This is a genomic window from Sphaerisporangium sp. NPDC049003, assembly GCF_043197795.1.
Classification (GTDB): Bacteria; Actinomycetota; Actinomycetes; order Streptosporangiales; family Streptosporangiaceae; genus Sphaerisporangium.
In genome coordinates, this window is sequence record NZ_JBICTU010000017.1 from 91,580 (window position 1) to 114,290 (window position 22,711).

General features: G+C 69.7%; 17 protein-coding genes. 4 read left to right on the top strand and 13 right to left on the bottom strand.

Annotation, left to right across the window (positions count from 1 at the left end; all coding sequences use genetic code 11):
- Nucleotides 1–105 precede the first annotated feature (105 nt).
- On the top strand, nucleotides 106–525 hold the full coding sequence (locus ACGFIV_RS19990; protein WP_358555811.1) for a PIN domain nuclease: 420 nt from the start codon (nucleotides 106–108) through the stop codon (nucleotides 523–525).
- A 60-nt stretch (nucleotides 526–585) separates the two neighbouring features.
- Here the strand turns inward: ACGFIV_RS19990 and ACGFIV_RS19995 are convergent, their stop codons facing one another.
- Genes ACGFIV_RS19995 through ACGFIV_RS20020 form a run of 6 tightly spaced genes read right to left on the bottom strand, consistent with a single transcriptional unit; the run spans nucleotide 586 to nucleotide 12,031 of the window.
- Nucleotides 586–3,522 carry a beta-galactosidase gene (locus ACGFIV_RS19995; RefSeq protein ID WP_392836730.1) on the bottom strand — a complete coding sequence of 979 codons (2,937 nt, stop codon included), beginning with the start codon at nucleotides 3,520–3,522 and terminating at the stop codon, nucleotides 586–588.
- Nucleotides 3,523–3,577: 55 nt separating this feature from the next.
- Nucleotides 3,578–6,538: a glycoside hydrolase family 3 C-terminal domain-containing protein gene (locus ACGFIV_RS20000; RefSeq protein WP_392836733.1), complete on the bottom strand. Its 2,961-nt coding sequence runs from the start codon at nucleotides 6,536–6,538 to the stop codon at nucleotides 3,578–3,580.
- Nucleotides 6,539–6,592: 54 nt separating this feature from the next.
- Nucleotides 6,593–7,468, bottom strand: coding sequence for a carbohydrate ABC transporter permease (locus tag ACGFIV_RS20005; RefSeq protein ID WP_392836736.1), 876 nt, complete (start codon nucleotides 7,466–7,468; stop codon nucleotides 6,593–6,595).
- The gene (locus tag ACGFIV_RS20010) at nucleotides 7,465–8,403 is read right to left on the bottom strand and encodes a sugar ABC transporter permease (protein WP_358555802.1); all 939 of its coding nucleotides are present in this window, start codon (nucleotides 8,401–8,403) and stop codon (nucleotides 7,465–7,467) included. Before ACGFIV_RS20010 ends, ACGFIV_RS20005 begins: the two co-directional genes overlap by 4 nt.
- The gene (locus ACGFIV_RS20015; RefSeq protein WP_358555805.1) at nucleotides 8,403–9,725 is read right to left on the bottom strand and encodes an extracellular solute-binding protein; all 1,323 of its coding nucleotides are present in this window, start codon (nucleotides 9,723–9,725) and stop codon (nucleotides 8,403–8,405) included. The genes ACGFIV_RS20010 and ACGFIV_RS20015 overlap by 1 nt, the downstream gene beginning before the upstream one ends.
- A gap of 20 nt (nucleotides 9,726–9,745) precedes the next feature.
- Nucleotides 9,746–12,031: a TIM-barrel domain-containing protein gene (locus ACGFIV_RS20020; RefSeq protein WP_358555808.1), complete on the bottom strand. Its 2,286-nt coding sequence runs from the start codon at nucleotides 12,029–12,031 to the stop codon at nucleotides 9,746–9,748.
- Nucleotides 12,032–12,214: 183 nt separating this feature from the next.
- Here ACGFIV_RS20020 and ACGFIV_RS20025 point away from each other — a divergent pair, with 183 nt between their 5' ends.
- Entirely contained in the window at nucleotides 12,215–14,263 is a 2,049-nt protein-coding gene (locus ACGFIV_RS20025; RefSeq protein WP_392836887.1) for a beta-galactosidase, read from the top strand.
- A gap of 462 nt (nucleotides 14,264–14,725) precedes the next feature.
- On the opposite strand, the gene ACGFIV_RS20030 is transcribed toward ACGFIV_RS20025, so the two are convergent.
- From ACGFIV_RS20030 to ACGFIV_RS20055, 6 genes are all read right to left on the bottom strand, one after another.
- Nucleotides 14,726–15,604, bottom strand: coding sequence for an MBL fold metallo-hydrolase (locus tag ACGFIV_RS20030; protein WP_392836742.1), 879 nt, complete (start codon nucleotides 15,602–15,604; stop codon nucleotides 14,726–14,728).
- A gap of 147 nt (nucleotides 15,605–15,751) precedes the next feature.
- Complete coding sequence (locus ACGFIV_RS20035) at nucleotides 15,752–16,939, bottom strand: Cmx/CmrA family chloramphenicol efflux MFS transporter (RefSeq protein ID WP_358553104.1); 1,188 nt, start codon at nucleotides 16,937–16,939, stop codon at nucleotides 15,752–15,754.
- A 53-nt stretch (nucleotides 16,940–16,992) separates the two neighbouring features.
- A complete protein-coding gene (locus ACGFIV_RS20040) occupies nucleotides 16,993–17,565 on the bottom strand; it encodes a TetR/AcrR family transcriptional regulator (protein ID WP_392836747.1) in 573 nt (190 codons plus the stop codon).
- Nucleotides 17,566–17,793: 228 nt separating this feature from the next.
- Nucleotides 17,794–18,552 (bottom strand): SDR family NAD(P)-dependent oxidoreductase, encoded by a 759-nt coding sequence (locus ACGFIV_RS20045; protein ID WP_392836750.1) that lies wholly within the window; start codon nucleotides 18,550–18,552, stop codon nucleotides 17,794–17,796.
- A 48-nt stretch (nucleotides 18,553–18,600) separates the two neighbouring features.
- The gene (locus ACGFIV_RS20050; RefSeq protein WP_358553099.1) at nucleotides 18,601–19,569 is read right to left on the bottom strand and encodes an alpha/beta hydrolase; all 969 of its coding nucleotides are present in this window, start codon (nucleotides 19,567–19,569) and stop codon (nucleotides 18,601–18,603) included.
- A 96-nt stretch (nucleotides 19,570–19,665) separates the two neighbouring features.
- A complete protein-coding gene (locus tag ACGFIV_RS20055) occupies nucleotides 19,666–19,983 on the bottom strand; it encodes a putative quinol monooxygenase (protein ID WP_392836754.1) in 318 nt (105 codons plus the stop codon).
- A gap of 142 nt (nucleotides 19,984–20,125) precedes the next feature.
- Here ACGFIV_RS20055 and ACGFIV_RS20060 point away from each other — a divergent pair, with 142 nt between their 5' ends.
- Both ACGFIV_RS20060 and ACGFIV_RS20065 read left to right on the top strand, forming a co-directional pair.
- Nucleotides 20,126–21,031, top strand: a complete 906-nt coding sequence (locus ACGFIV_RS20060; protein WP_358553095.1) for an AraC family transcriptional regulator — start codon at nucleotides 20,126–20,128, stop codon at nucleotides 21,029–21,031.
- 152 nt (nucleotides 21,032–21,183) lie between these two features.
- Nucleotides 21,184–21,825, top strand: coding sequence for an SAM-dependent methyltransferase (locus ACGFIV_RS20065; RefSeq protein WP_358553093.1), 642 nt, complete (start codon nucleotides 21,184–21,186; stop codon nucleotides 21,823–21,825).
- Here ACGFIV_RS20065 and ACGFIV_RS20070 read toward each other — a convergent pair.
- A complete protein-coding gene (locus ACGFIV_RS20070) occupies nucleotides 21,777–22,667 on the bottom strand; it encodes an AraC family transcriptional regulator N-terminal domain-containing protein (protein WP_392836760.1) in 891 nt (296 codons plus the stop codon). The genes ACGFIV_RS20065 and ACGFIV_RS20070 overlap by 49 nt on opposite strands.
- Nucleotides 22,668–22,711: the final 44 nt, after the last annotated feature.

Sequence of the window (22,711 nt, forward strand, 5' to 3'; positions counted from 1 at the left end):
ACTGGCGGCGCCGCTCCGAGGCATTCGATCGGTTTGTCGAGCTGGCCAATTCCGGCGCCCTGGACCTGGACTGGCTAATGGACAAAAGGAACTACCGAGGTGGCCATGCCCCGGTACCTGATCGACACCAGTGCGCTTGCTCGCCTGGCGCGGCGTACGAGCCTTCGGGCGAAGTGGCAGCAGACACTCCACAGAGGCAGGGTCGGCCTGTGCCCGATCACCGAGCTGGAACTGCTGCTTAGCGCTCGGTCCTTCGGCGACAGGTGTTCGGTTCTCAGTGAACTGCAGGACGACTATTGCTGGATCCCGATGCCAGACCGCGTCTTTCAGCGAGCGGCCGAGATCCAGGAGTTGCTGACCAAGCAAGGGCTGCACCGGTGTGGTAGCCCTGTCGATCTTCTCGTAGCCGCGACTGCCGACCTCAACAACCTGATCGTTCTGCACTACGACCGCGACTTCGAAAGCATCGCTAGGATCACAGGTCAACCCGTGGAGTGGCTGGCCCCTCCAGGGTCGTTGAGCTAGAAGTCGAACGTAGGAAGGGCCGGGCCCGAAAAGGTCCGGCCTTTCCTGCTTTGTGGAGATTCAGCGGTAGCCGGGGGCGGGGACGGTGGCGACCGTGGTGCCGCCGCGTTGGGGGGCTGTGGGGATCAGGGTGGTGGGGGGCAGGGTGGCGTCGGTGGTGGAGATGACGGCGAGGGCGAGGGTGTTGGCGCCGTGGTGGCGCAAGAGTCCTTCCTGGAGGTAGAAGTCGCGCTGCGGCCCGATGTCACCGGAGAACTGGCCGACGTTCCAGCCGTTCAGGAACACCAGCACGCGATAGCCGTGAGGAAGGTCCCCGGTGCCGCCGGGAGCGCCGAAGCGCAGCGCCACCGAGGTGTCCTGGCCTTTCGGGAGATCCAGGCGGAAGGTCGTGCGGAGCCAGGTGACCCCGGGAGCGACAGCCCCGGCCGCCTTCCGCCACGAGCCGTCCGGGTATCCGGGCAGGTGCCAGCCGGAGCGCTCGCCGTACAGGCCACCGGTGTTGAGCGGCCCGCGAGCCGGATCGGCGAGGTTCTCGCCGCCACGGGCGCCCTGGATCTTCCACGCGATGGGCGCGGCCGAGCCGGTGATCGAGGCGCCGAACAGGCCGCGCGGCTGCTTGAACCGGTTGTCGTCGGCGGTCCAGTCGTCGTTGTTCCCCATGTTCTCCACCAGGACGGACAGCACGGCCCTCTCTCCCGGCTTGAGCAGCCCGGACGGGATCGCGAACTCCCCCGGGCCCGGACGTGGGGTGTGCGTGTCGGCGTCGGCCTCGGTGCCGCCGGCGGCCGATCCGAGGTAGTGACCGTTCAGCCAGGCGAGATAGATGCCCCGCTTGCCGGTGATCGCGCTCGTCGACACGGCGGTCTCGGTGCCCGTTGCGGTGAAGTGTCCCCGGTACCAGACGTTGCCGTGGTCGAAGCCGTACTCCTCGGCGAACAGGACGGGAGCGGCCCCCGACTGGTCGGTGGGAGGCTCGTACGGGATGGTCGTGGTGGTGTGGTCGGCGGCGACCCAGCCGGAGTCGTCGAAGCCCGGCCTGGCCTCGGGCGCCTCCGCGCGCGTACGCCATCCGGTCAGCGCGGGCGGCTTCACGGCGGAGGGGCCGGGGAGCGAGCCGAGCAGCGAGCCGCCGGCCGTCGTACGGACCTGGACCGGCTCGCCGTTGACGGCGAGCTTCCGTGCCGGGCCGAACACCTCGATGTCGCCCGCCTTGCCCGTGTCGGCGCGCAGGTCGACGGTGTTCCCCCGCACGGAGGCGGAACGGACGAGCGAGGTGCCGCGCACCAGCACCGGCCCGTCGCCCGTGTCGGCGCGCCAGAAGGACGCGGCGGTGGCGTCGGTGCCGAGCAGGAGCAGCAGCGGGCGCCGCCCTCCCCCGGTGATCAGCACCCGGGCCAGCCCGGAGTGGGTGTAGTCCAGTTCGAGGTCGCCGGAGGAGTACGAGGAGGTCACCGCGCCTTCGAGGACCTTCACCGCTGGAGCGGAGGGGTAACGCAGCACGATGGTGCCCGGCTCGCCTTCGCGCCCGTACAGCAGGGCGATGTCCCTTCCATCGACGGCCAGGTGGGTCATCAGTTCGGAGCTGGACACGGCGAGGCGCTGACCTCCCATGTCGTACCCGGCGAGCAGCACCTTGGCGTCACGTCCGTCGACGCGCACCGGCACTGTGTAGCGGCCGTCGGGGGCGGCCCAGTCCAGGGTGGCCGATTCGCTGGTCGCCGACGCGCGGTCGGTGTGGCTCACGAGCACGAACTGCGTGCTCGTGTCGGGGTTGGCACGCGCCTGTGCCTGGACGGCGGGGTTGGAGGAGGCCGGGGCGGTGGCGGTGCCGGTCTTGGTGAGAGGGCCGACCGCGCCGAGGAAGTAGCCCTGGCGCTTGAACTCGTCGTACTTGGCCGTGAGCCGCCGGGTCTCGGTGATCGCCGCACCGTAGTCGTAGGAGGTGTAGACGTCGTTGGGCTGCGGCAGCCAGCCCCAGGACGTGCCGCCGTACCCCATGTAGTAGCTGAACATGGTCGCGCCGCTCGCGATGAGGTTCGACTTGTAGAAGTACTTCATGTAGGCCGGGCCGGTGAGGTCGCGGCATGCGTCGTAGCCCGCGTCGTTCAGGTCGATGGCCCCTGCCTGGTACTCGGCGGCGAACACCGGGGCGTCGTCGCGGAGTTCCTCGGTGATCCCCTCGCCCCACGGCCCCCAGGTGGTGCCGGCGTCCTGGCACTCGAAGGACTGCGGGTAGTCGTCCACGCCGGGGATCTGCACCGCTCCCTTGCCGGAGGCCCACGTCGAGCTCCAGCTCCCGGCGTCGCAGCAGTCGTTGGTCGTGATCGGCACCTCGATGCCGTCGGCGCGTGCCTTGGCCTGGATGTCCTCCATGTACTGCGCGTCGGTGTTGACCGCGTACTCGTTCTCGGCGTTGTAGAGGATCACCGACCCGCCGCGGGTGAGCTGGTGTGGTGCGATGAGCCGGTCGATGTGGCCGAGCCAGTCCTGGTACGCCTGCGTGTACCCGGGCGCGCTCGAACGGGCGCGGCCCGGCACCCTCTTCAGCCATCCGGGGAACCCGCCGCCGGTGGTCTCGGCGTTGATGTACGGGCCGGGCCGGGCGATGACGTACAGCCCGACCTGCTCGGCGGTCCGCAGGAACCTGTCCACGTCGCGCACGCCGGTGAAGTCGTACACACCGGGCTTCGGCGAGTGGTACGCCCAGTCGAAGTAGGTGGAGACCGCGTTGAAGCCCGCGGCCTTGAACTTCTCCAGCACGTCCCGCCACAGGTCGGGGCTGGGCAGCCGCCAGTAGTGGAACTCCGCCGACTGCAGCAGGATCCGCTGCCCGTCGACCATCAGTGAGTACCTGTCGTACGTCACCTGGTGCATCTTCGCGACCGTGGTGGCGGTGGCCGGTTGGGTGGGAACGGAGAACGCCACGGCCAGGGCGGCGGCGGCGAGCAGGATGGCAAGAAGCCGGGAAGGTTTCGAAGTTCGGGAACGGCCGTTCATGCTGATGGACCTCCGTTGCTTCGGACGGTGGCGTGGCGGCCTTCGGAACGGTCGCCTACTTGGTCAGGGCGAAGTCCCTGATACGGAGGTCGCCGGTGAAGACGAGGTAGACGTCGTGGACGCCGCCGGCCTTCGCCAGCGTGGTGGTGGCCGTGGTGTAGGCGTAGACGCCGCCGGTGGCCGGCACCTGGGCGGTGCCGAGCAGCCTGCCGGTGGGCGAGTCGAGGCGGACCTCGATCTTCCCCGCCGCCGTGGCCGCCACGCCTGCGGTGAAGCCGGTCGCCCCCTTGCCGAGGTCGGCGTCCTTGAAGGAGATCCAGTCACCCGTGCCGATCCTGCCGACGGCGTCGCCGGACGCCTTCGACTCGTCCACGAGCTGAACGCCCGCGTAGTCGTCGAAGTCGGCGGCCCGCGTCACCTTGGAAAGGTCCCGGGCCGGGATCTTCTCGCCCTTCACGCTCAGCGTCGTGCGCTGGCGGATGGCGGTGGAGGAACCGCCCACCATGATGTCGTGCTCGGACTTCTCGACGGTCCACTTGTCACGGGTGACGTCCCACAGGGCCAGGTCCGCGGCCTTGAAGGTGAGCGTCACGGTCTTGGTCTGCCCCGGCTGGAGGTGAACCCGCTGGAACGCCCGCAGCTGCTTGACCGGCTGCGCCACCCGCGAGGAACGCTGGTGGGTGTAGAGCTGGACCACCTCGTCACCCGCCGACCTGCCGGTGTTGGTGACTTTGACCGACGCCTGGACGCCGCCGTCGGGCCTCACCGTGTCCGAGTTCAGCTTCAGCCCCTGGTAGGCGAATGTCGTGTAGCTGAGCCCGTGGCCGAAGGAGTAGAGCGGCGAGCCCTTGTAGTACAGGTACGTGTGGCCGGTCTTGGTGATGTCGTAGTTCAGGATGTCGGGCAGGCCGGCCTCCGACTTGTACCAGGTCTGGGTGAGCCGCCCGGCGGGGTTGACGTCACCGAACAGCACGTCGGTGAGCGCGTGCCCGGTCTCGGCGCCCGCGTGGGTGGTCCACAGCAGCGAACCGACCTTGTCCTGAACCTTCTCCATGGTGGTCGGGTAGCTGTCCTCCAGGACGACCACGGTGTTCGGGTTGGCCTTGGTGACGGCCGCGATGAGGTCCTGCTGGCTCTGGCCGAGGGCGAGGCCGGTCCTGTCGTGGTTCTCTCGGCCGGCGACGAACGGGTCGCTGCCGACCACGACGACCGCCGCGTCGGCGCCCTTGGCCTGGGCCGCCGCGGCGGCGGCGCCGCTGGAGACGACCTCCTTGGAGAAGCGCGCGGCCTGGGCCTTTGATCCCATCTCCAGCGTGCCGTCGGCGCCGATGGTGACGTAGGGGTCGGGGGTCGACCACCAGCCCTCGTTGATCTCGTATCCGACGTAGGCGATGAGGTAGGTGCCGTCGGCCTGCTTCTCCAGCTTGAACTGCTGCTGCACGAACCAGCCGCCGGGCAGGTCGGAGTTGGCGAGGAAGGTGCCCCAGTTGCCGGTCAGCAGCTTGCCGGTCGCGACGTTGCGCAGGGTGGAGACGCCGTCGGTCCAGTCGGTGACGTCGAACTCCGAGGCCGCGGTCGGGGCGGTGCCGGACGCCACGACGGGGCTCGCGGTGTCGTTCACGGTGATGTACCTGCCGGTGGCCACGTCCTTGAAGGCGACGCGGTCGAGGGCGTCGGTGCCGGTCACCGTCGCGCCTGCGCCGAGGCGTTCCTTGATCCCGTCGAGCGGGGTGACCTTGTACGGCATCTTGCCGCCGTACCAGTCGCTGAGCAGGATGTTGTGCAGCGGGCCGACGACGGCGACCTTCTTGGTCCTGGCGGGGTCGAGTGGGAGGGTCCTCGCGGAGTTCTTCAGCAGCACCATGGCCTTGGCCGCGGTCTCGCGGTTGAGCTTCTGGTTGGCGGCGCTGTTGATGACGCTCTTGGTGATCTTGGCGTAGGGGCCGCCGTCCGGGTCGAACTGGCCGAGCCGGAGGCGGATGGACAGCGCGCGCCGTACCGCCTTGTCGATGTCCGGCTCCGCCAGCAGGCCCGTACTCAGCCCGTCCTTGATCAGGGCGGTCATGGTGGCGGGACTGTTGTCGTCGACGGTGAAACTGTCGATGCCCGCCTTGAGCGTGGCCGCGAACCCCTCGGTCTCGGTGTCGTAGTAGTGGTTGAGCTGGGTGATGCCGTGCGGCGCCCACGCGTCGCTGACGTTGTAGAGGTCCTTGGACGTCCAGCTCCGCACCAGGCCGCCGAGGTCGGGGTTCACCGTGTTGGGCCGCCCGTTGACCAGGTTGTACGAGCCCATCACGCCGGTGACCGCGTCGGCGGAGATGGCCGGCCTGAACGCCGCCTCGTCGTACTCGTGCCTGACCCTCGGCGGAAGGTTGGAGGAGGTACTGCTGCGCTGGTACTCGTTGTTGTTGGCCAGGTAATGCTTGATGACGGGGGCCGTCTTCAGGTAGACGGGGTCGTCGCCTTCCAGGCCCTTGCCGTACGCGGTGGACATCGCGCCGGTCAGCAGCGGGTCCTCGGAGTAGCCCTCCTCGTTGCGCCCCCATCGCGGGTCGCGCAGGAGGTTGGCCACCGGCGCCCAGACCTGGGTGCCCCACACGACCGGGTCGATGGCGTTGTAGCCGCGTACCTCGTCACCGGTGGCCGAGCCGACCTTCTTGATCAGCTCTGGGTCCCAGGTGCTGGCGAGGCCGACGGCCTGCGGGAAGACCGTCCCGCTCGCGAACGTCTGTGCCCAGTTGTTGTTGTCGTCGTTCGACCAGGCCACGCCGTGCAGGGCCTCGGTGCCGTTCTTGTGGTACTTGATGCCGAGGCGCGGGATCGCGACCTGCGACTGGTGGAGCAGGGAGATCTTCTCGTCGAGCGTGAGCCTTCCGAGCAGGTCGTCGATCCGCGTGTTCAGCGGGAGGGACGGATCTCGGAAGGGGAGGTCCTCGGCCGCCCTGGCGGGTGCCACGAGCAGGGTCATCAGCAGGCCGAGGACGGCCGCCGTCCATAAGGGTCGTCGCAGGGACATAGCGCCTCCAGGTCAGGTGGTTGACGCGGGTTTTCGAGGGGGGTGCGGGCGCGCCTACTTGATGGCGCCCACCGTGATGCCGCGGGTCAGCGTCCGCTGGAAGATCAGGAAGAACGCGACCGCCGGCACGATGCCGAGCAGTGCCGAAGCGCTGGACATGGTGGCGTCCATCATCTTGTCGCCCTGGAGCACCCCGAGCGCCACCGGCACGGTCTGGTTGTCGTTGGAGATGAGGAAGATCAGCGGCAGGAAGAACTCGTTCCAGGTCCAGATGAAGAAGAAGATCATCAGGACGCTCAGCGTGGGGCGGCTGATCGGCACGACGATCCGCCAGAGCACCCTCCACCTGCCGGCCCCGTCCATGGCCGCCGCCTCCATGATCTCCCTCGGGAACTCGCCGAGGACGGCCGACAGCAGGTACGTCCCGAAGGCGCTCTGGACGACGGTGAAGATGAGGATCACCGCGAGCCGGCTGTCGTACAGGCCCACCTCCTTGGACAGGTAGTAGAGCGGGTAGGCCAGCGCCTCCTGCGGAAGCGTGTTGGCCACGAGGAACAGCACGAGGATCCACAGCCGGCCCCGCACGCGGCCGATGCCGAGGGCGTAGGCGTTGAGCACCGACAAGACCACGGCGAGCACCGCGACGGCCGCGCTGATCAGCGTGCTGTTGAGCAGCTTGCGGCCGAAGTCGACGCGGTTCCAGAAGTCGACGATGCCGTCGAGGTAGATGCCGTGCGGCAGGCTCAGCGGCCCGTTGGAGGAGTACTCCGCCGGGGTCTTGACGGCGTTGAGCGTGACGACGACGAAGGGCAGGAGCATCACCACGGCCAGCACGGCGAGCGCGGTGAGGATCGCCCATCCGCCGGGACCGGCGCCGCGCGCGTGGACGGGCCGTACGGCGCTCGCGCGTCGCACTGAGAGGGAGGTCATGGCTTGCGCTCCTGGACCCGCAGGAAGAGGAAGGTCACGATCACGATGATGATCGCGAGCACGGTGGCGATGGCCGAGCCGTAGCCGACGTTGGCCTTCTCGAAGAAGTTCTGGTAGCTGAAGTACGACGGCACCATCGTGGCCTTGCCAGGGCCGCCCCGGGTCAGCACGAAGATCGGGCCGAAGACCTTGAGCGCGGCGATGGTGCAGGTCAGCAGCACGACGTAGATCTCCGGTCTGATCTGCGGGATCGTGATGTGCCAGAACCGCCGCCACCATGACGCGCCGTCGATCTCCGCCGCCTCGTACAGCGCGGGGTCGACCCGCTGCAGCCCCGCCATGAAGATGACGACCGGGTAGCCGAGCTGGAACCAGACCATGATCGCCATGACGGAGGCCAGGGCGAGGTCGGGGTCGCCCAGCCAGTTCCGCGCCAGAGAGCCGAGGCCGACGGCCTTCAGCACCTCGTTGAGCGCGCCGTAGGACGGGTGCAGCATCCAGCCCCACACGACCCCGGCGACCGCCACCGGCAGCACCTGCGGCAGGTAGTACGCGGCCCGCAGCGCACTGGCGGCACGGGCCCCGAACCTCCTGCCGATGTAGTCGAACAGGGCCGCGGCGAGCACCAGCCCGAACATGGTGGGCAGGATCGCCATCGCGACGATCAGCGCGACGTTGTGCTGGAACGAGGCCCAGAAGGTCTCGTCGGCGAACAGGCGCCGGTAGTTGTCGAGCCCGGTCCATCGGGGGGTGCCGACGCCGCTCCACCGGGTGAAGCTCGCCCCGACGTTCATCAGGAACGGCACGATGACGACCGCGAGGAAGAGCACAGCGCTGGGCACCAGGTAGACCCAGTACCCGGCACCCCCGCGGCGGCGCCGGACCGGCTCGGGCGCCCGCGCCGTCGCCGGGCGCTCCGGAGCGTGGACCGCCATCAGTTGCCGATGTCGGCGAGGTTGTCGTTGTACGGCTGCGCGATCTCGTCCAGGACCTTGTCCGGGGCCTTGCTGCCGTTGATCAGCTCCTGGACGCCGGCGACCAGGGTGTCGTAGTAGCCGGGCGCGGGCCAGTCGGGGTAGAAGGCCAGGCCGTCCTGGGCCGAGAGCTTGTTGAAGTTCTCGATCAGTTCCTTGTTCTTCTCGTCGGTGATGGCCGAGGGGTCCGCCGCGACCGGGACGCCGCCCGCGTTGCCGAGCTTGTTCTGGATGTCCTTCTTCATCGTCAGGTCGATGAAGTCATAGGCCAGGTCCTTGTTCTTGGACTTCTCCGGCACGACCCACAGGTTGCCGCTGGAGCCGGCGCTCATCTGGTTGCCCGGCCACAGGAACGTGCCCCACTTGAAGTCCTTGATGTCGGAGCTCATGCGGCCGTACCACCAGCTTCCCGAGACCATGATCGGGAACTTGCCGGAGATGAACGAGGTGCCCATGTCCTCGGCCTTGATCCCGGCCGAGTCCTTGCTGATGTAGCCCTTCTTCACCCAGTCGGCGAAGGTGGTGGCGGCGTAGGTCAGCTCGGGGCCGTGGAAGTCGACCTTGCCCTTGTAGAGCTGGAAGGCGTCCACAAAGGGGCGCTGCGCCTTGCTGAGCGCGAGCTGGTACAGGATCTGCTGGGCGGGGTACTCGGCGCCGCCGACGGCGAGGGGCGTGACGCCGGCCTTGACGAACGTGTCCATCGCCGCGGTGAACTCGTCGAAGGTCGTGGGCACCGCGATGCCCTGCTTCTCGAAGGCGTCCTTGTTGTAGTAGACCATGACGTACTCGGCGTAGTTCGGGATGCCGAACCACTTGCCTGAGCCCATGACGCCCCGGTCGTCGTAGCGGGCCGTGGTCTGCAGGCTCGGGCTGAGGAGCTTGTCCCAGCCGCGCTTGGCGGCCTGCTCGCTCAGGTCGGTGAGCAGCCCCTGCTTCGACAGCAGGCCCGCGGTGGCGTTGCCCTTGTTGTACTCCATGAGGTCCGGGGCCTGGTCGGACCCGAGGACCATGCCGGCCGTCTTCTGGATCTGCTCGAAGCCCTTCTCCTCGAACTTCACCTTGACGCCCGGGTGGCTCGCCTCGAACTGCTTGATGGCGTCGGCCCAGGCGACGCCCATCGCGCTGGTCGCCCCCTCGTAGTGCCAGAGGGTCAGGGTCTTCGCCTCGCCGGAGCCGCCCCCGCCGCTCGTGTCCGTGGAACCTGAGGAGCCGCAGGCGGCGAGGGTCACCGCCGCCGCGGCGAGCGCGGCGACGATCCTTATTTGTGGTCCTATTTTGGACATGGTGTTTCTCCAGGGGGTTGCTAGTCGGCGGCGACCGTGGCAGGGGCGCCGGCGACGGGAGCGATTTCGACGTTGGTGATCTGCTTGGGACCGGAGACGCGGACGCGGAGCGCGTCGCCCTCCCTGGTGGCGGTGACCGTCGTGTCACCGTCGACGTCCCTGATGGTGGTACGCCCGCCGTCGCCGTAGCTGACGACGGTGACCTCGGCGAACGGCCCGCCGCCCACCGAGTCGCGCACCTCGGTCACAGGGATCAGCGCGCCGTGCCGGACGAACAGGGGGATCTGGCCGAGCGGCTTGGTGACCGGGATGTAGCGTCCGCCGGTGTGGACCTCGTGGGTCCAGTAGTCGACCCACTCCCCGGCGGGCAGGTAGACCTGCCGGGTGCCCTCGGGCGAGGTCATCGGGGCCACGAGCAGGTCCTGCCCGAACAGGTACTCAAGGTCGGCCTGCCAGGCCACCGGGTCGTCCGGGAAGTCCACGCACAGGGCGCGCATCATGGGTGAGCCGGTCCGCGCGGCCTCGACCGCCGCCGAGTAGATGTACGGCATGAGCCGGTAGCGGAGCCTGATCGCCTCGACGGCGAGGTGCTCGACCTCGGGGAACTCCCACGGCTCGCGGCTGGTGGTGCCGTGGAAGCGGACCAGCGGCGACAGCACGCCGAACTGCGCCCACCGGACGTACAGGTCGTCGGCCGGGGTGCCGGTGAAGCCGCCCGCGTCGTGGCTCCAGAACGGGATGCCGGACAGGCCGTGCGACAGGCCGCCCCTGATCGTGCTGCCCATCGCGGGGAAGGAGGTGTAGGTGTCGCCGCCCCACTGGGCCGCGTGGCGCTGTCCGCCGAGGAACGACGAGCGGGCCCAGACCATGCCGTGCCCGTTGACCTCGCGGGTCACCTCGGAGACCACGTCGTTGAACAGCAGCGCGTAGACGTTGTGCAACTCGGTGCCGGTCATGCCGTTCGACGCCACCGAGCCGACGGGGACGCCCTCGGCGAAGTCGGTCTTGAAGACCGAGACGCCCTGCCGGAGCAGCGGGCGCAGCAGGCCCTTGAACCACTCCACGGCCGCCGGGCTGGTGAGGTCGACGATGCCGCAGGCGGGGTACGAGCCGTGCCAGGAGTCCGCGACGTAGACCTCACCATCCTGATTCTTCAGGAAGTATCCGTTCGCGGAGGCCTCGGCGAAAACCGGGCTGAGGTGGGAGATGTACGGGTTCATCCACAGGCAGGTCTCGAAGCCCTGCTCCTTGAGCGTGGCCAGCATCCCCTCGGGGTCGGGGAAGCTCTCCGGGTCCCACCTGAGGTCGGACCAGTGTCCCTTGACCTGCCAGTAGCAGTCGAGGTGCAGGACGTCGCAGGGGATGCCCCGCTCGCGGATCTTCCTGGCCCGCTCCAGCACCCGCTCCTGGGTGTCCTTGAAGAAGCCCGAGGAGATCCAGCTCCCGAAGGCCCACTTGGGCGGCAGCGCCGGTGCGCCCGTGAGCAGGTCGTAGCGCGCCAGGATCTCGGGGACGCCCGGCCCGCCGATCACGTAGTAGTCGATCAGGTCGTCCGGCACGACGATCTCGACGCAGCTGTGCGTCGAGCGGCAGACGTCGAACTCCACCGGCATGCCGCTGTCCACCAGGAGACCGTATCCCCGGCTGGACACATAGAACGGAACGTTCTTATACGAACGATCGGACTCAGCGCCGAACGCGTCGAAGTTCCACATCAGCGGACGCTGCCCGCGCTTGTCGAGCGGAGTGAACTTCTCGCCGAACCCGCCGAAGTGCTCGTCGGGCCGGGCGGTCAGGCTCTCCTGGTACGCCACGGTCACGCCGTCGGCCAGGGAACGCCCGAACGGCAGCGTGCGCAGCCGTCCGCTGATGTCCACATGTCCCGGGTCCTGCTCGGTGAGCAGGCGGCCCTCCGCGTCGGTGAAGCGCAGGTGCCACGGATCGAGGGTGATCTCCGCCCGTACGGCGCCCGCGTCCACGACGACCCCCGCGTCGCCGGTCTCCACCCGCGCGCCCGCGAACTCGCCGGGGTGCACCATCTCGATCACCCGCGCGGAGCGGGTGCGAGCCTCCGTGTCCTCGCCCAGCCTGACGCGGATCACGCCCTCGCCCGCGACCGCCACCTGGACGACCAGCACCTCCTCGGCCGAGGTCGAGGCCTTGAAGGTCGCGCCCCGCCCGTCCGCGGCCGTCAGCTCGGCCCGGGTGAGCGCCGAGAGGCCCTGCTCTCCCATCGCGCGCACCGGGAGCTCCGGCGGATCCGCGCTGAAGTACTCGTGCGCGATCAGAGGGGGACGGTACGGCATTGCTGCGCTCCTGTACGACACGAGGAAAGGACTCGCGAATTAGTTTGCCGACTATACGAACAAACGTCAACGGCCACCGGCACCCTGTTGACATGGCCGCATCGTGTATTTAGTTTGCTCACCGTACGAACTCCAGCCGACGGGGACGACGGGCGGGAACGCGGCGTGAAGTGGCCGAAGGGGATGGACGGGCTCTGCTACGGGGGTGACTACAACCCCGAGCAGTGGCCCGAGGAGGTGTGGCACGAGGACGTCGCGCTCATGCGCGAGGCCGGGGTCACGCTCGTCACCGTGGGCGTGTTCTCCTGGTCCTCGCTGGAGCCCTCCCCCGGCCGCTTCACCTTCGGATGGCTCGACCGCGTGCTCGACCTGCTCGCCGCGGGCGGGATCAAGGTGAACCTCGCCACCCCCACGGCCTCTCCCCCGCCGTGGTTCGGCCTGGCCCATCACGACGCGCTGCCCGTGACGGCCGGCGGCACCCGGCTGACCCACGGCAGCCGCGACACCTACTGCGTGTGCGCTCCGCCGTACCGGGAGGCGTCGGTGCGCGTCGCCCGCGCGCTCGCCGAGCGCTACCGCGACCATCCGGCGCTGGCCATGTGGCACGTGCACAACGAGTACGGCACGTGGTGCCACTGCGACCACGTGGCGGCGGCGTTCCGCGACTGGCTGCGCGCCCGGCACGGCTCGCTCGACGCCCTCAACGACGCCTGGACCACCGCGTTCTGGAGCCAGTCCTACGCCGACTGGGACGAGATCGCGCCGCCACGCGCCACCCAGTACCTCCCGAACCCCGCGCAGTCGCTCGACTTCCGCCGCTTCCTGTCGGACGCGACGCTCGACCACTACCGCGCCCAGAAGGCCGTGCTGCGCGAGCTGACCCCGGACGTGCCCGTGACCACGAACTTCGTGTTCGGGAGCTGGGTGCCGGTGAACAACTGGGAGTGGGCGGGCGAGGTCGACCTCGTCGCGATCGACCACTACCCGGACGACCGCGAGCGCGCGGCGGAGCAGACCGCGTTCGCCGCCGACCTGGCGCGCGCGTGGGCGGGCGGGCGGCCGTGGCTGCTCATGGAGCAGGCGGCCGGCATCGTCTACACGGGGACGCGCATGCGGGCCAAACGGCCCGGCGAGATCGCCCTGCACACCGTCCAGCACGTCGCCCGGGGGTCCCGGGGGGCGATGTTCTTCCAGTGGCGGGCCTCGCGGGGCGGGTCGGAGCTCTGGCACGGCGGGATGGTGCCGCACGCGGGGCCCGACAGCCGGATCTTCCGCGAGATCCGCGACCTCGGCCGCCTCCTCCCCCGCCTCGCCGAGGTCGAGGGCGGCGTCCTCGCCGACGTGGCCATCCTGTGGGACCCGGAGTCCTGGTGGGCGCTGGAGGCGCCGGGCCTCCCCTCGCAGGAGGCGCGTTACCTGGACGCGCTCCACCAGGCCCACCGGGTGCTGTGGCACGGTGGCGTCACGGCCGGCTTCGCCCACCCGTCCGGCGAGCTGTCGCCGTACCGCGTGGTGCTGGTCCCGAGCCTCTACCTGGTCTCCGACGCCACGGCGCGCGCCCTCACGGCGTACGTCGAGCAGGGCGGCACGCTGGTCGTCTCGTTCTTCAGCGGCGTCGCCGACGAGCACGCCCGCGTGCGGCTCGGGGGCCATCCCGGAGCGCTGCGCGACCTCCTCGGCATCCGGGTCGAGGAGTTCCTCCCCCTGGACGAGCCCGTCACGATCCGCCCGCACGGCGACGACGGGCCCCCCACGATCAACGGCTCCATCTGGAGCGAGCGCGTCGAACTGCGCGGAGCCACGGCGCTGGCGTCGTACGAGGGCGGCGACCTGGACGGCCTGCCCGCGATCACCCGGCACCGTCACGGCGCGGGCCGGGCGTTCTACGTGTCCACCCGGCTCGACGACGACGCCTACACCGCCGTCCTGGCCGCCGCCGGCGTTCCGGCCGAGCCCGTCCCCGCGGGGGTCGAGCTGGTACGCAGGAGCGGTGACGGGGTGAACTGGCTGTTCGCCCTCAACCACACGGCCGCCGAGCAGGAGATCGCGGTGACCGGGACGGACCTCGTCACGGGGGCCTCCGCCGACGACGCCCTCCGCCTGGCGCCGGGCGGCTTCGCCGTGGTCCGGACGCGGGACGTCGTGGTACAGCCCGCTATAACCGGATATGCGTGCGGCGCGCGAGGAAGTGCAACCGCTTCACAAGAAGACGTCAAGCGGCGGGAGCAATAGTCTGCTCAGGCACTCGGTCCCACGCCCGGAGGGAGAAGATCGATGAGACGCATCACGATCGCCAGGCCCCGCGCGGGCCGCCGCACGAGCAGGGCCTTCGGTCTCGATCTGCGATCGCCTTCCGGCCGGGCGCTGCCGTACTGAAGATCTTTACGATGGTCTTACGCCGTCCTCTGTAGACATCTCACGTAACGAAATCATCACGCCGGGGGGCTCGGATGAAAAGGCTTTCGGTGGTGCCCGCGTACGTGCCACGGCACAAGGTGCGCGACATCCGATCGGCACATGGTCCCAGGCCTTCCAGTGAGTCCAAGGTGGTCCACCTGCAGGCGTACGCCGGGCGCAACGTCATCCGCTTCCCACGCACAGGCGGCCCGGCCCCCGCGGCCTGACGACGGGCCCCGTGAGGACGACCAGGGCCGCCGCGAGGAGCGGCGCCGCGGACGTACCGCTCCGGTGCCGTCAGCGGGGCCGGGCGGTGGTCCTGGAGAGGGCGTCGGCGGTGAAGGTCTCCGGGTACGGCGAGCGGGCGAGCGCCTCGGGCACCGAGAGCTCCGCGGCCCCGACCGCCCGGCACAGCTCCGCGACCTCGGCGAGCTCGTCCCGCTGGCGGGCCACGAACGCGGCGTCCACGGGCTCGCCGTGGCCAGGCACGACCGTACGGGCCCCGAGGGCGAGCACCCGGTCGAGGGCGTACGGCCACGCCGCCGGGAAGGCGTCGCCGAACGACGGGGGCGCGCCCTGCTCCACCAGGTCTCCGGCGAAGACCAGGGCGCTGTCGGGCACGTGGACCACCAGATCGTGGTCGGTGTGCCCGGGGCCCGGGTGCGACAGCCGTACCAGCCGCCCGCCGAGGTCGATCTCGGCAGTGGCCCTGACATCCCCGACGCCGTCGATGACCCCGGCGCCGTCGGCGCATCGGACCGCCTCGACGGCCTCGGCGCCCCCGACGAGCCGATCGGGCGGCACGATCCGTGCGGACTCGATGTGGGCGGCGGCTTCGGGGGCTCCCTGGTCGCGGTAGTGCCCGGCCCAGGTCGTGCGCTGTGCTTCGCCGGTCTCCGCGAGGTCGATCGCGCAGACGGGATGGGCCCACACCGGGCACCGCCCGAACGCCGCCGTGCCGAAGCTGTGGTCGAAGTGCGCGTGGGTCAGCACCACCGACCACGGAAGGCCGGTGAGCTCGCGGACGGCCGCCGCGAACTCGGCGCCGCGCACCTCGTCGGGACCGGTGTCGATCACCAGGCAGGCGCGCTCGCCCGCCACCAGGCCGAGCGACAGGTCGAGCTCGGTGTGGCGCCGTACCCAGGCCCGGTCACCGACCTCGACCCACCTGCCCACCGGCCACCTCCCCGTCCTACGACGGCCCCAGTGTAGTGAGCGCCCGTCCCCGCTCATCGGAACGCCTCCGGCGGGGACCGCTTCCGATCACGGTCAAAGGTACGGTCACGGGTGAGGCCCGTCCGGCACCGTCCGCCCGCGCGGAGGTCAGGTCGCCGGGAGTGACGGGGCGGGGCCGGCGTCTCGCGGGTGCCCGCCCAGGGCGGAGGCGAGGGGCACGGTGGCGAGGGTCACCACACCGAGCGCGGCACCGGTCCAGGCGACGGACGAGTACCCGAGCCCCGCGCCGATCGCCAGCCCGCCGAGCCACGGGGCCACGGTGATCCCGATGTTGAACGCCGAGGAGACCGTGGCGCCGGCGAGCGTCCTGGCCTCTCCGGCGATCGAGTAGATGCGGACGTTCAGCGCGGGGTTGACGAAGAACCCGAAGAACCCCAGGAAGAAGACCAGCACCACGACCGCGGGCGCGACGGTCAGGGTCAGCGCGAGCAGCACGGAGACGACGATGATGCCCACCGCCCCCGTGTACAGCGTGCCGAAGGGCCGCGCGTCGGCGATCCGGCCGCCGATCGTGATGCCGATCAGCGCCCCCACCCCGTACAGTGCGAGCACCCCGGGAACCCAGGACTCGTCCAGTCCTGTGGTGTCGGTCAGCAGCGCGCCGAGGTAGCTGAAGGTGACGACCACGCTGCCTGCCGACAGCCCGGTCATGCCGTACGCGAGCCACAGACGGGGGTTGGCCATGGTGCGCAGCTCCCGGCGCAGGTCTGGCGCGCTCTCGCCGGTGAGACGGCCCCCGGGAACGGTGGCAGGAAGGCCGATCGCGGTGAGCGCGGTCGCCGCGATGACCGCCCAGAAGGCCGCGCGCCAGCCGAAGTGCTGGCCGACGAACGTTCCCGCGGGGACGCCGAGGATGGTGGCGACGGTGAGGCCGCCCGTGACGATCGACAGGGCCTTGCCGCGAGCGTTGAACGGCACCATGCCCACGACCGCGACCGCCGTGACCGCCCAGAACCCCGCGTAGGCGAACGCGGCCACGATCCTGGTCGCCAGCAGGACCCCGTAGCTGCCCGTCAGCGCTCCGGCGACGTGCGCGACCACGAAGACGGCGACGAAGGTCAGCAAGGACGTGCGGCGTGGCAATCGGAGGGTGAGGACCCCGAGCACGGGCCCGCCCACCAGCATCCCGAGAGCGAAGGCGGAGATCAGCAACCCGGCGTCGGGGATGGAGACCCCGAGATCCGCGGCGATCTCGGGGAGCAGCCCGGCGAGCATGAACTCGGAGGTCCCCTGGGCGAAGACCGCCAGGCTGAGGATGTAGACAGCGAGGGGCACAGAGTCTCCAGGATCTCGGATCGATCGGTTTCCGGACAGGGGCGACAGGACCGCTACAAGGCGTCGAGGGCGGTGGCGACCACCCTTTCCAGCGCCGCACGGTCGGCCCCCCCTCGGGCGGCGACCCGCAGCCCGCCCGTCATGGCGTGGATGAAGTGCGCCAGAGCCAGGGCGTCCCGGCCGGGCGCGACGTCGCCGGCGCGCTTACCCGCCTCGATCGCCTCCCGCATCGCCTCGACGCGCCGTTCGTAGTCCCGCTTGAGCAGGCCGGCCACCTCGGGGTCCTGGGAGGCCAGCTCTATGCCGGCGTTGACCGCCAGGCATCCCCGCCGGTCGCCGCACTCGTCGTCGACCACCTGGCCGAGCAGGGCGCGGAACTTCTCCCGCACGGGGGCCTCACCGCCGAGCAGCTCGATCTGCCGGCCGGATACCGCCTCGATGTAGTGGCGCAGCGCCCTGCCGAACAGGTCGTGCTTGCTCTTGAAGGTGTTGTAGATGCTGCTGCGCCCAAGGCCCGTGGCGTCGCACAGATCCTGCGTCGAGGTGGCCTCGTACCCACCGGCCCAGAACGCGCGCATCGCCGCGTCGACCGCCTGCCCCTCGTCGAACTTCCTCGGCCTCGCCATACCCAGAAAGTAACATATTTTAGAACGATCAGTACAATACCACTAAAAACCGGTATATGTCGGGGTTTCTCAACGCCGAAGTCTGCCAGACGCCGGGCGCCCGGACGGCCGTCTTTCCGAGAGCGCGATATCAGTCGTCCCCCGCGATGCGAGGGGCGGTACGAGCATGAGGACGGGCGTCCAGCCGGCAGCGGGACGCCCTGTGTCATGACTTCCGGTGGTCTTCTCCTAGAGGTTGTAGCCGCCCGATACCTCGATGTTCTGGGCGGTGACCCAACGCCCCTCGTCGGAGACCAGTGTGGCGATCATCGCGCCGATGTCCGCGGGTTCGCCGACCCGGCCGAGCGCCGTCTTCGCGGCGAGGGCCGGTACCACCTCGGGGAAGCGGGTGAAGCCGTCGTCGCCGATCCGGGTGCGGGTCGGCCCCGGTGAGACGGCGTTGACGCGGATGCCTCGCGTGCTGAACTCCTTGGCCATGTACCGCGTCAGCACGATGAGGCCGCCCTTCATCGACGCGTAGGCGGCGTATCCGGGCTCCAGGCCCGCCGTCGCCACGGCGTTGCTGCTCGTGTTGACGATCGCTCCTCCGTCCGCCATCAGGGGCAGCAGCTTCTGCGTCAGGAAGTAGGGTCCCTTGAGCAGGACTCGCATGAGCCTGTCGAACGTCTCCTCGGTGGTGTCCTCGATCAGCGACGTCTGCGCGTAACCGGCGTTGTTGACCAGGTAGTCGAAGGTGTCGCGTTGCCAGGTGTCGCGCAGCACGCCGGTCACAGTGTCGCGGAAGGCCGCGAAGGCGCCGGCCTCGCCGACGTCCAGCGGCAGCGCGACGGCCGTGCCGCCCTCCTTCTCGATGGCGGCGGCCGTCTCCAGCCCTCCCTGCGGATTGTTGCCGTAGGTCAGGATGATTCCGGTTCCTCGCTTGGCGATCTCGATCGCGGCGCTCTGTCCGATGCCCGAGCTGGCGCCCGTGACGATGGCGACCTTCAAGATGATCCTCCAGGGTGCGGTTGGTCGCGTGTGGATGGGCCGGCCGCGTTACGCGCCGGAGCCCGAAGGCAGGATTCGCGCGAGCCAGTCGGTGCGGGTCCTGCGGGCCGTGGCCGCGATGCGGGCCTGCGGGTACAGCGCGTCGAACCCGTGGAAGCCGCCTGCCCACACGTGGAGTTCGGCCTGGCCGCCGGCCGCCCAGATGCGGGTGGCGTAGTCGGTGTCCTCGTCGCGGAAGACTTCGGCGGAGCCGGTGTCGATGTAGGTGGTCGGCAGTCCCGCGAGGTCGTCGGCCAGGGCGGGTGAGACGAACGCGGGCACCTCGTCGTCGGGGAGGCCGCCGAGGACGGAGCGCCATCCGAACGCGTTCATCTCGCGGGTCCAGACGCCGGGCCCGTTCGAGTACTGGCTGCTGGAGGTGGTGGTGTTGCGGTGGTCGAGCATGGGGCAGATGAGCACCTGCGCGGCGATCGCCGGGGTGCCGAGGTCGCGGGCCAGCAGGGTGACGCCGGCGGTGAGGCCGCCGCCCGCGCTGGCGCCCGCGACGACGATCCGGCCAGGGTCGATGCCCAGTTCGGCGGCGTGGTCGGCGATCCACAGCAGTCCCTGGTAGCAGTCCTCGACCAGGGTCGTGCCGCCGGCCTCGGGCGCGAGCCGGTAGTCGACGGAGACCACGACGGCGCCGAACTCGTCAAGCCACTCAAGCGGGATGTCGATCTGCGAGAAGCGGTCGCCCATGACCATCCCGCCACCGTGCATCCAGTAGACGCAGGGTGCGCCGGTGGTGCTGTCGGTGCCCGCGGGGCTGAAGATCGACAGGGGGATCGGGGTGCCGTCCTTGGCGGGGATGGTGACTTCGCGCCGGTCGACCTTCCGGTCGGCGAGGAGTGCGTCGACGGGCGTCGACGGATACTGGCGCAGCTGGGCGAGCACCTCAGCGCTGAGCTCAGACATGAGGGGCATCTCGGCGAGCAGCTCGCGCAGTTCGGGGTCGAGGGCGGGGCGTGCCATGGTCATGGTCATTGCCTTTCGTGGGTGGTGCCGGGCGGTCAGGCGGGAAGGGGGGCCGCCTCGGCGGACGCCGAGGCGGCTGGGGTTGGGGCGTTGAACCGGTCAGAAGGAGGGCTTGCCGACGACCGGGACGTAGTCGGTGTAGTCGGACTCCTTGGCCAGCAGTGCGTCGAACTGCGCGACGATGGCCTTCGCGGCCTCGGTGGCGAAGAGGCGGTGGTGCTCCTCCTCGCTGGTCCAGCCTTCGGTGACGTGGATGACGTCGGGGTCGGAGGCGGAGCGGCAGATGAGGTAGACGGCGCAGTGTTCGCTCGCGGCGGGGTTGCCTTCGTTCAGGCCGCTCCGCAGCAGCTCGACGACCTGGTCGCCCATCCCGGGCTTGGCGGTCAGGGTCGCGTTGAAGCCATAGTTGACAGTCATTTGAAGCTTTCTCTCAGCGGTGGAGTGGAACGGTTCTATTCAACTGCCGCGACCTGCTGAAACGTAGACCGATCCTCGCCCGTACTTGCACGATCCTCGCGGCCACGGGACTCCGTGCACAGAATGATGTTGCAATGGAGGCATGTGCCTCGAAGAGCTCCGCACCCTGCTGGCCCGGCATGCGCGGCCCGACTGGACCACTGCCATCGACGGCGTCCTCATCTCGAAGGTCGACCGTCCCGATCCGCCGGCTCCCGCGATGTCCGGCACGGTCCTGGCGGTCATCGCCCAGGGCGCCAAACGCCTCGCCCTGGGCGAGAGGGTGTTCGAGTACGGGCCCGGGCAGTACCTGGTCGCATCCGTCGATCTGCCCGTCACGGGGCAGTTCACCCGGGCCGACCCCGGGGAGCCGGCGCTGGGGTTCGGTCTCGTGCTGGAACCGTCCGCCGTCGCCGAGCTGCTGCTGCGGGCCGGGCCCGGAGACACCCCCCACACCAGCGGGGGCGCGCCGTCGGGGATCGCCGTCAGTGACGCTCCGGCCGCCATGCTCGACGCGGTGGTCCGGCTGCTGCGCCTGCTCGACGAGCCCCACGACCGGGCCGTGCTGGCCCCACTGGTCAAGCGCGAGATCCTCTGGCGTCTGATCACCGGCGAGCAGGGTGCGATGGTCCGCCAGCTCGGCCTGGCCGACAGCAGCCTCAGCCATGTCTCGCGGGCCGTGCGCTGGATCCGCGAGCACTACGCGCAGCCCTTCCGGGTCGAGGACGTGGCGCGGCTGTCCGGCATGAGCGTCTCCGCCTTCCACCGCAACTTCCAGACGGTGACCGCGATGAGCCCCATCCAGTTCCAGAAGCAGATCCGCCTGCAGGAGGCCCGGCTGCTGCTCGCCACCCACCCCGGCGACGTCACCGGAGTCGGCCACCGCGTCGGCTACGACAACCCGTCGCAGTTCAGCAGGGAGTACCGCCGCCAGTTCGGCGCGCCGCCCAGCCGGGACGCCGCCCGCCTGCGTCAGGCCGTGCGCACCCCGGCAGGTGTGCTTCCCTGAGCCGGCGGGCCGCACAGGAGGATCGTGCAAGGGTCGGCGAGGATCGGTCTACTGTTTCCGCAGGTCAGAGCGGTTGAATGATTTCATCGGTTCTCCTGCGTAGCAGGAAATGCCTACCCGCCCTGGATCCCACCTCACCGCAAGGTCACAGCATGAGTGAAACCGTGTTCTTCGCCCGCGAGTTCCTGCGCAGTCCGCTCCGGACGGCCTCCTTGGTCCCGAGTTCGGCCCGCCTCGTCGAGCGCCTCGTCGCACCCGTGCCAGAGCGGGGCGAGCCCGTGGTGGTGGAACTCGGTCCGGGCACCGGACCCGCCACCGAGGCGATCCAGCGCAAGCTGGCAGGCCACGGCCGTCACATCGCGGTCGAGCTGAACGAGCGGCTCGCCACGCATCTGGTTCAGCGGTTCCCCGGCGCCGAGGTGGTCACCGGCTCGGCCTGGGATCTCCCCAGCATCCTCGCCGACCGGGGCGTGCACACGGTGGACGTGGTGGTGAGCAGCCTGCCCTGGTCGGCGTTCGCCGGCCCGCACGGCCACGCCCTCGTACCGAAGATCGCCTCGCTGCTGTCCGAGAACGGCGTGTACACGCAGTTCGCCTACACCTTCGCCCGCTGGGCGCCTCCGAGCCGTCAACGGCTCGCGCAACTGCGGCTGACCTTCGAAGAAGTGGTCGCGGGCAGGACGGTGTACCGCAACCTGCCTCCCGCCCTGGTGTATTCCGCCCGCAGGCCGCGGCTTCCGGCCGGTCAGCCCCTTTCGCCGGCCATGCGGGCGACGAAGCTGATGGCGTCCTGACTGGGGGGCGCCCCGAACAGGCGACGGTACTCCCTGCTGAACTGGGACGGGCTGTCGTACCCCACAAGGTTTCCTATGTGGGCGATGTCTTTCGGATGTGCCGCCAGGAGAAGGCGGGCCTCATGGAGTCTGATTTTCTTCTGGAACTGAATGGGACTCATTCCGGTGACGGCCTGGAAATTCCGGTAGAAGGCGGAAGCGCTCATTCCGATGAGCTCCGCCACCTCTTCCACCCGGAACGGCTCCCGGTAATTCTCCCTGATCCACTGCACGGCTTTTGTGACATGAGAAAGCTTGCTGTCGGCGAGCCCGATCTGGCGGACCGCCGCACCCTGCTCGCTGGTGATCAGACGCCAGAGGATCTCCTTTTTGACGAGGGGGGCGAGCATGTCCCTGTCCCGCGGCCGGTCGAGCAGGCGCAGCAGCCGCACGGCGGCGTCGAGGAGTTCCTCGGAGGCGTCGCTGACGGCGAGGGCAGGGGGTGCGGCACCGCTCCGCGGAAAACTGCCGGGAGCGGCCTGCAACATCATGGCGGCGACGTCCGCGGGCTGCAGGAGCATCCCGAGACCAAGCGCCGGACGCTGAGGGGTGGCCTCGACGAAGTGGCCGGTCACAGGCAGGTCGACGGACGCGACCAGGTACTGCCCGGCACGGTACTCGTACACGTACTCGCCCAGCGCGAGACGTTTGGCGCCTTGGGCGATCAGTGCCATGACCGTGCCGGTCATGGACGCGTGGGGTGCCTGCGACTCCTCGCGGCCGATCAGCACGTGCTCGATGGCGGTCGTTCCGTCGACTCGGGCATGACGTGCCAGCAGCGTCCGGAGTTCGTCGAGCGACATGTGCCGATTAAAACACCACGGGCGAGAAACGGTCCAGCAATCCT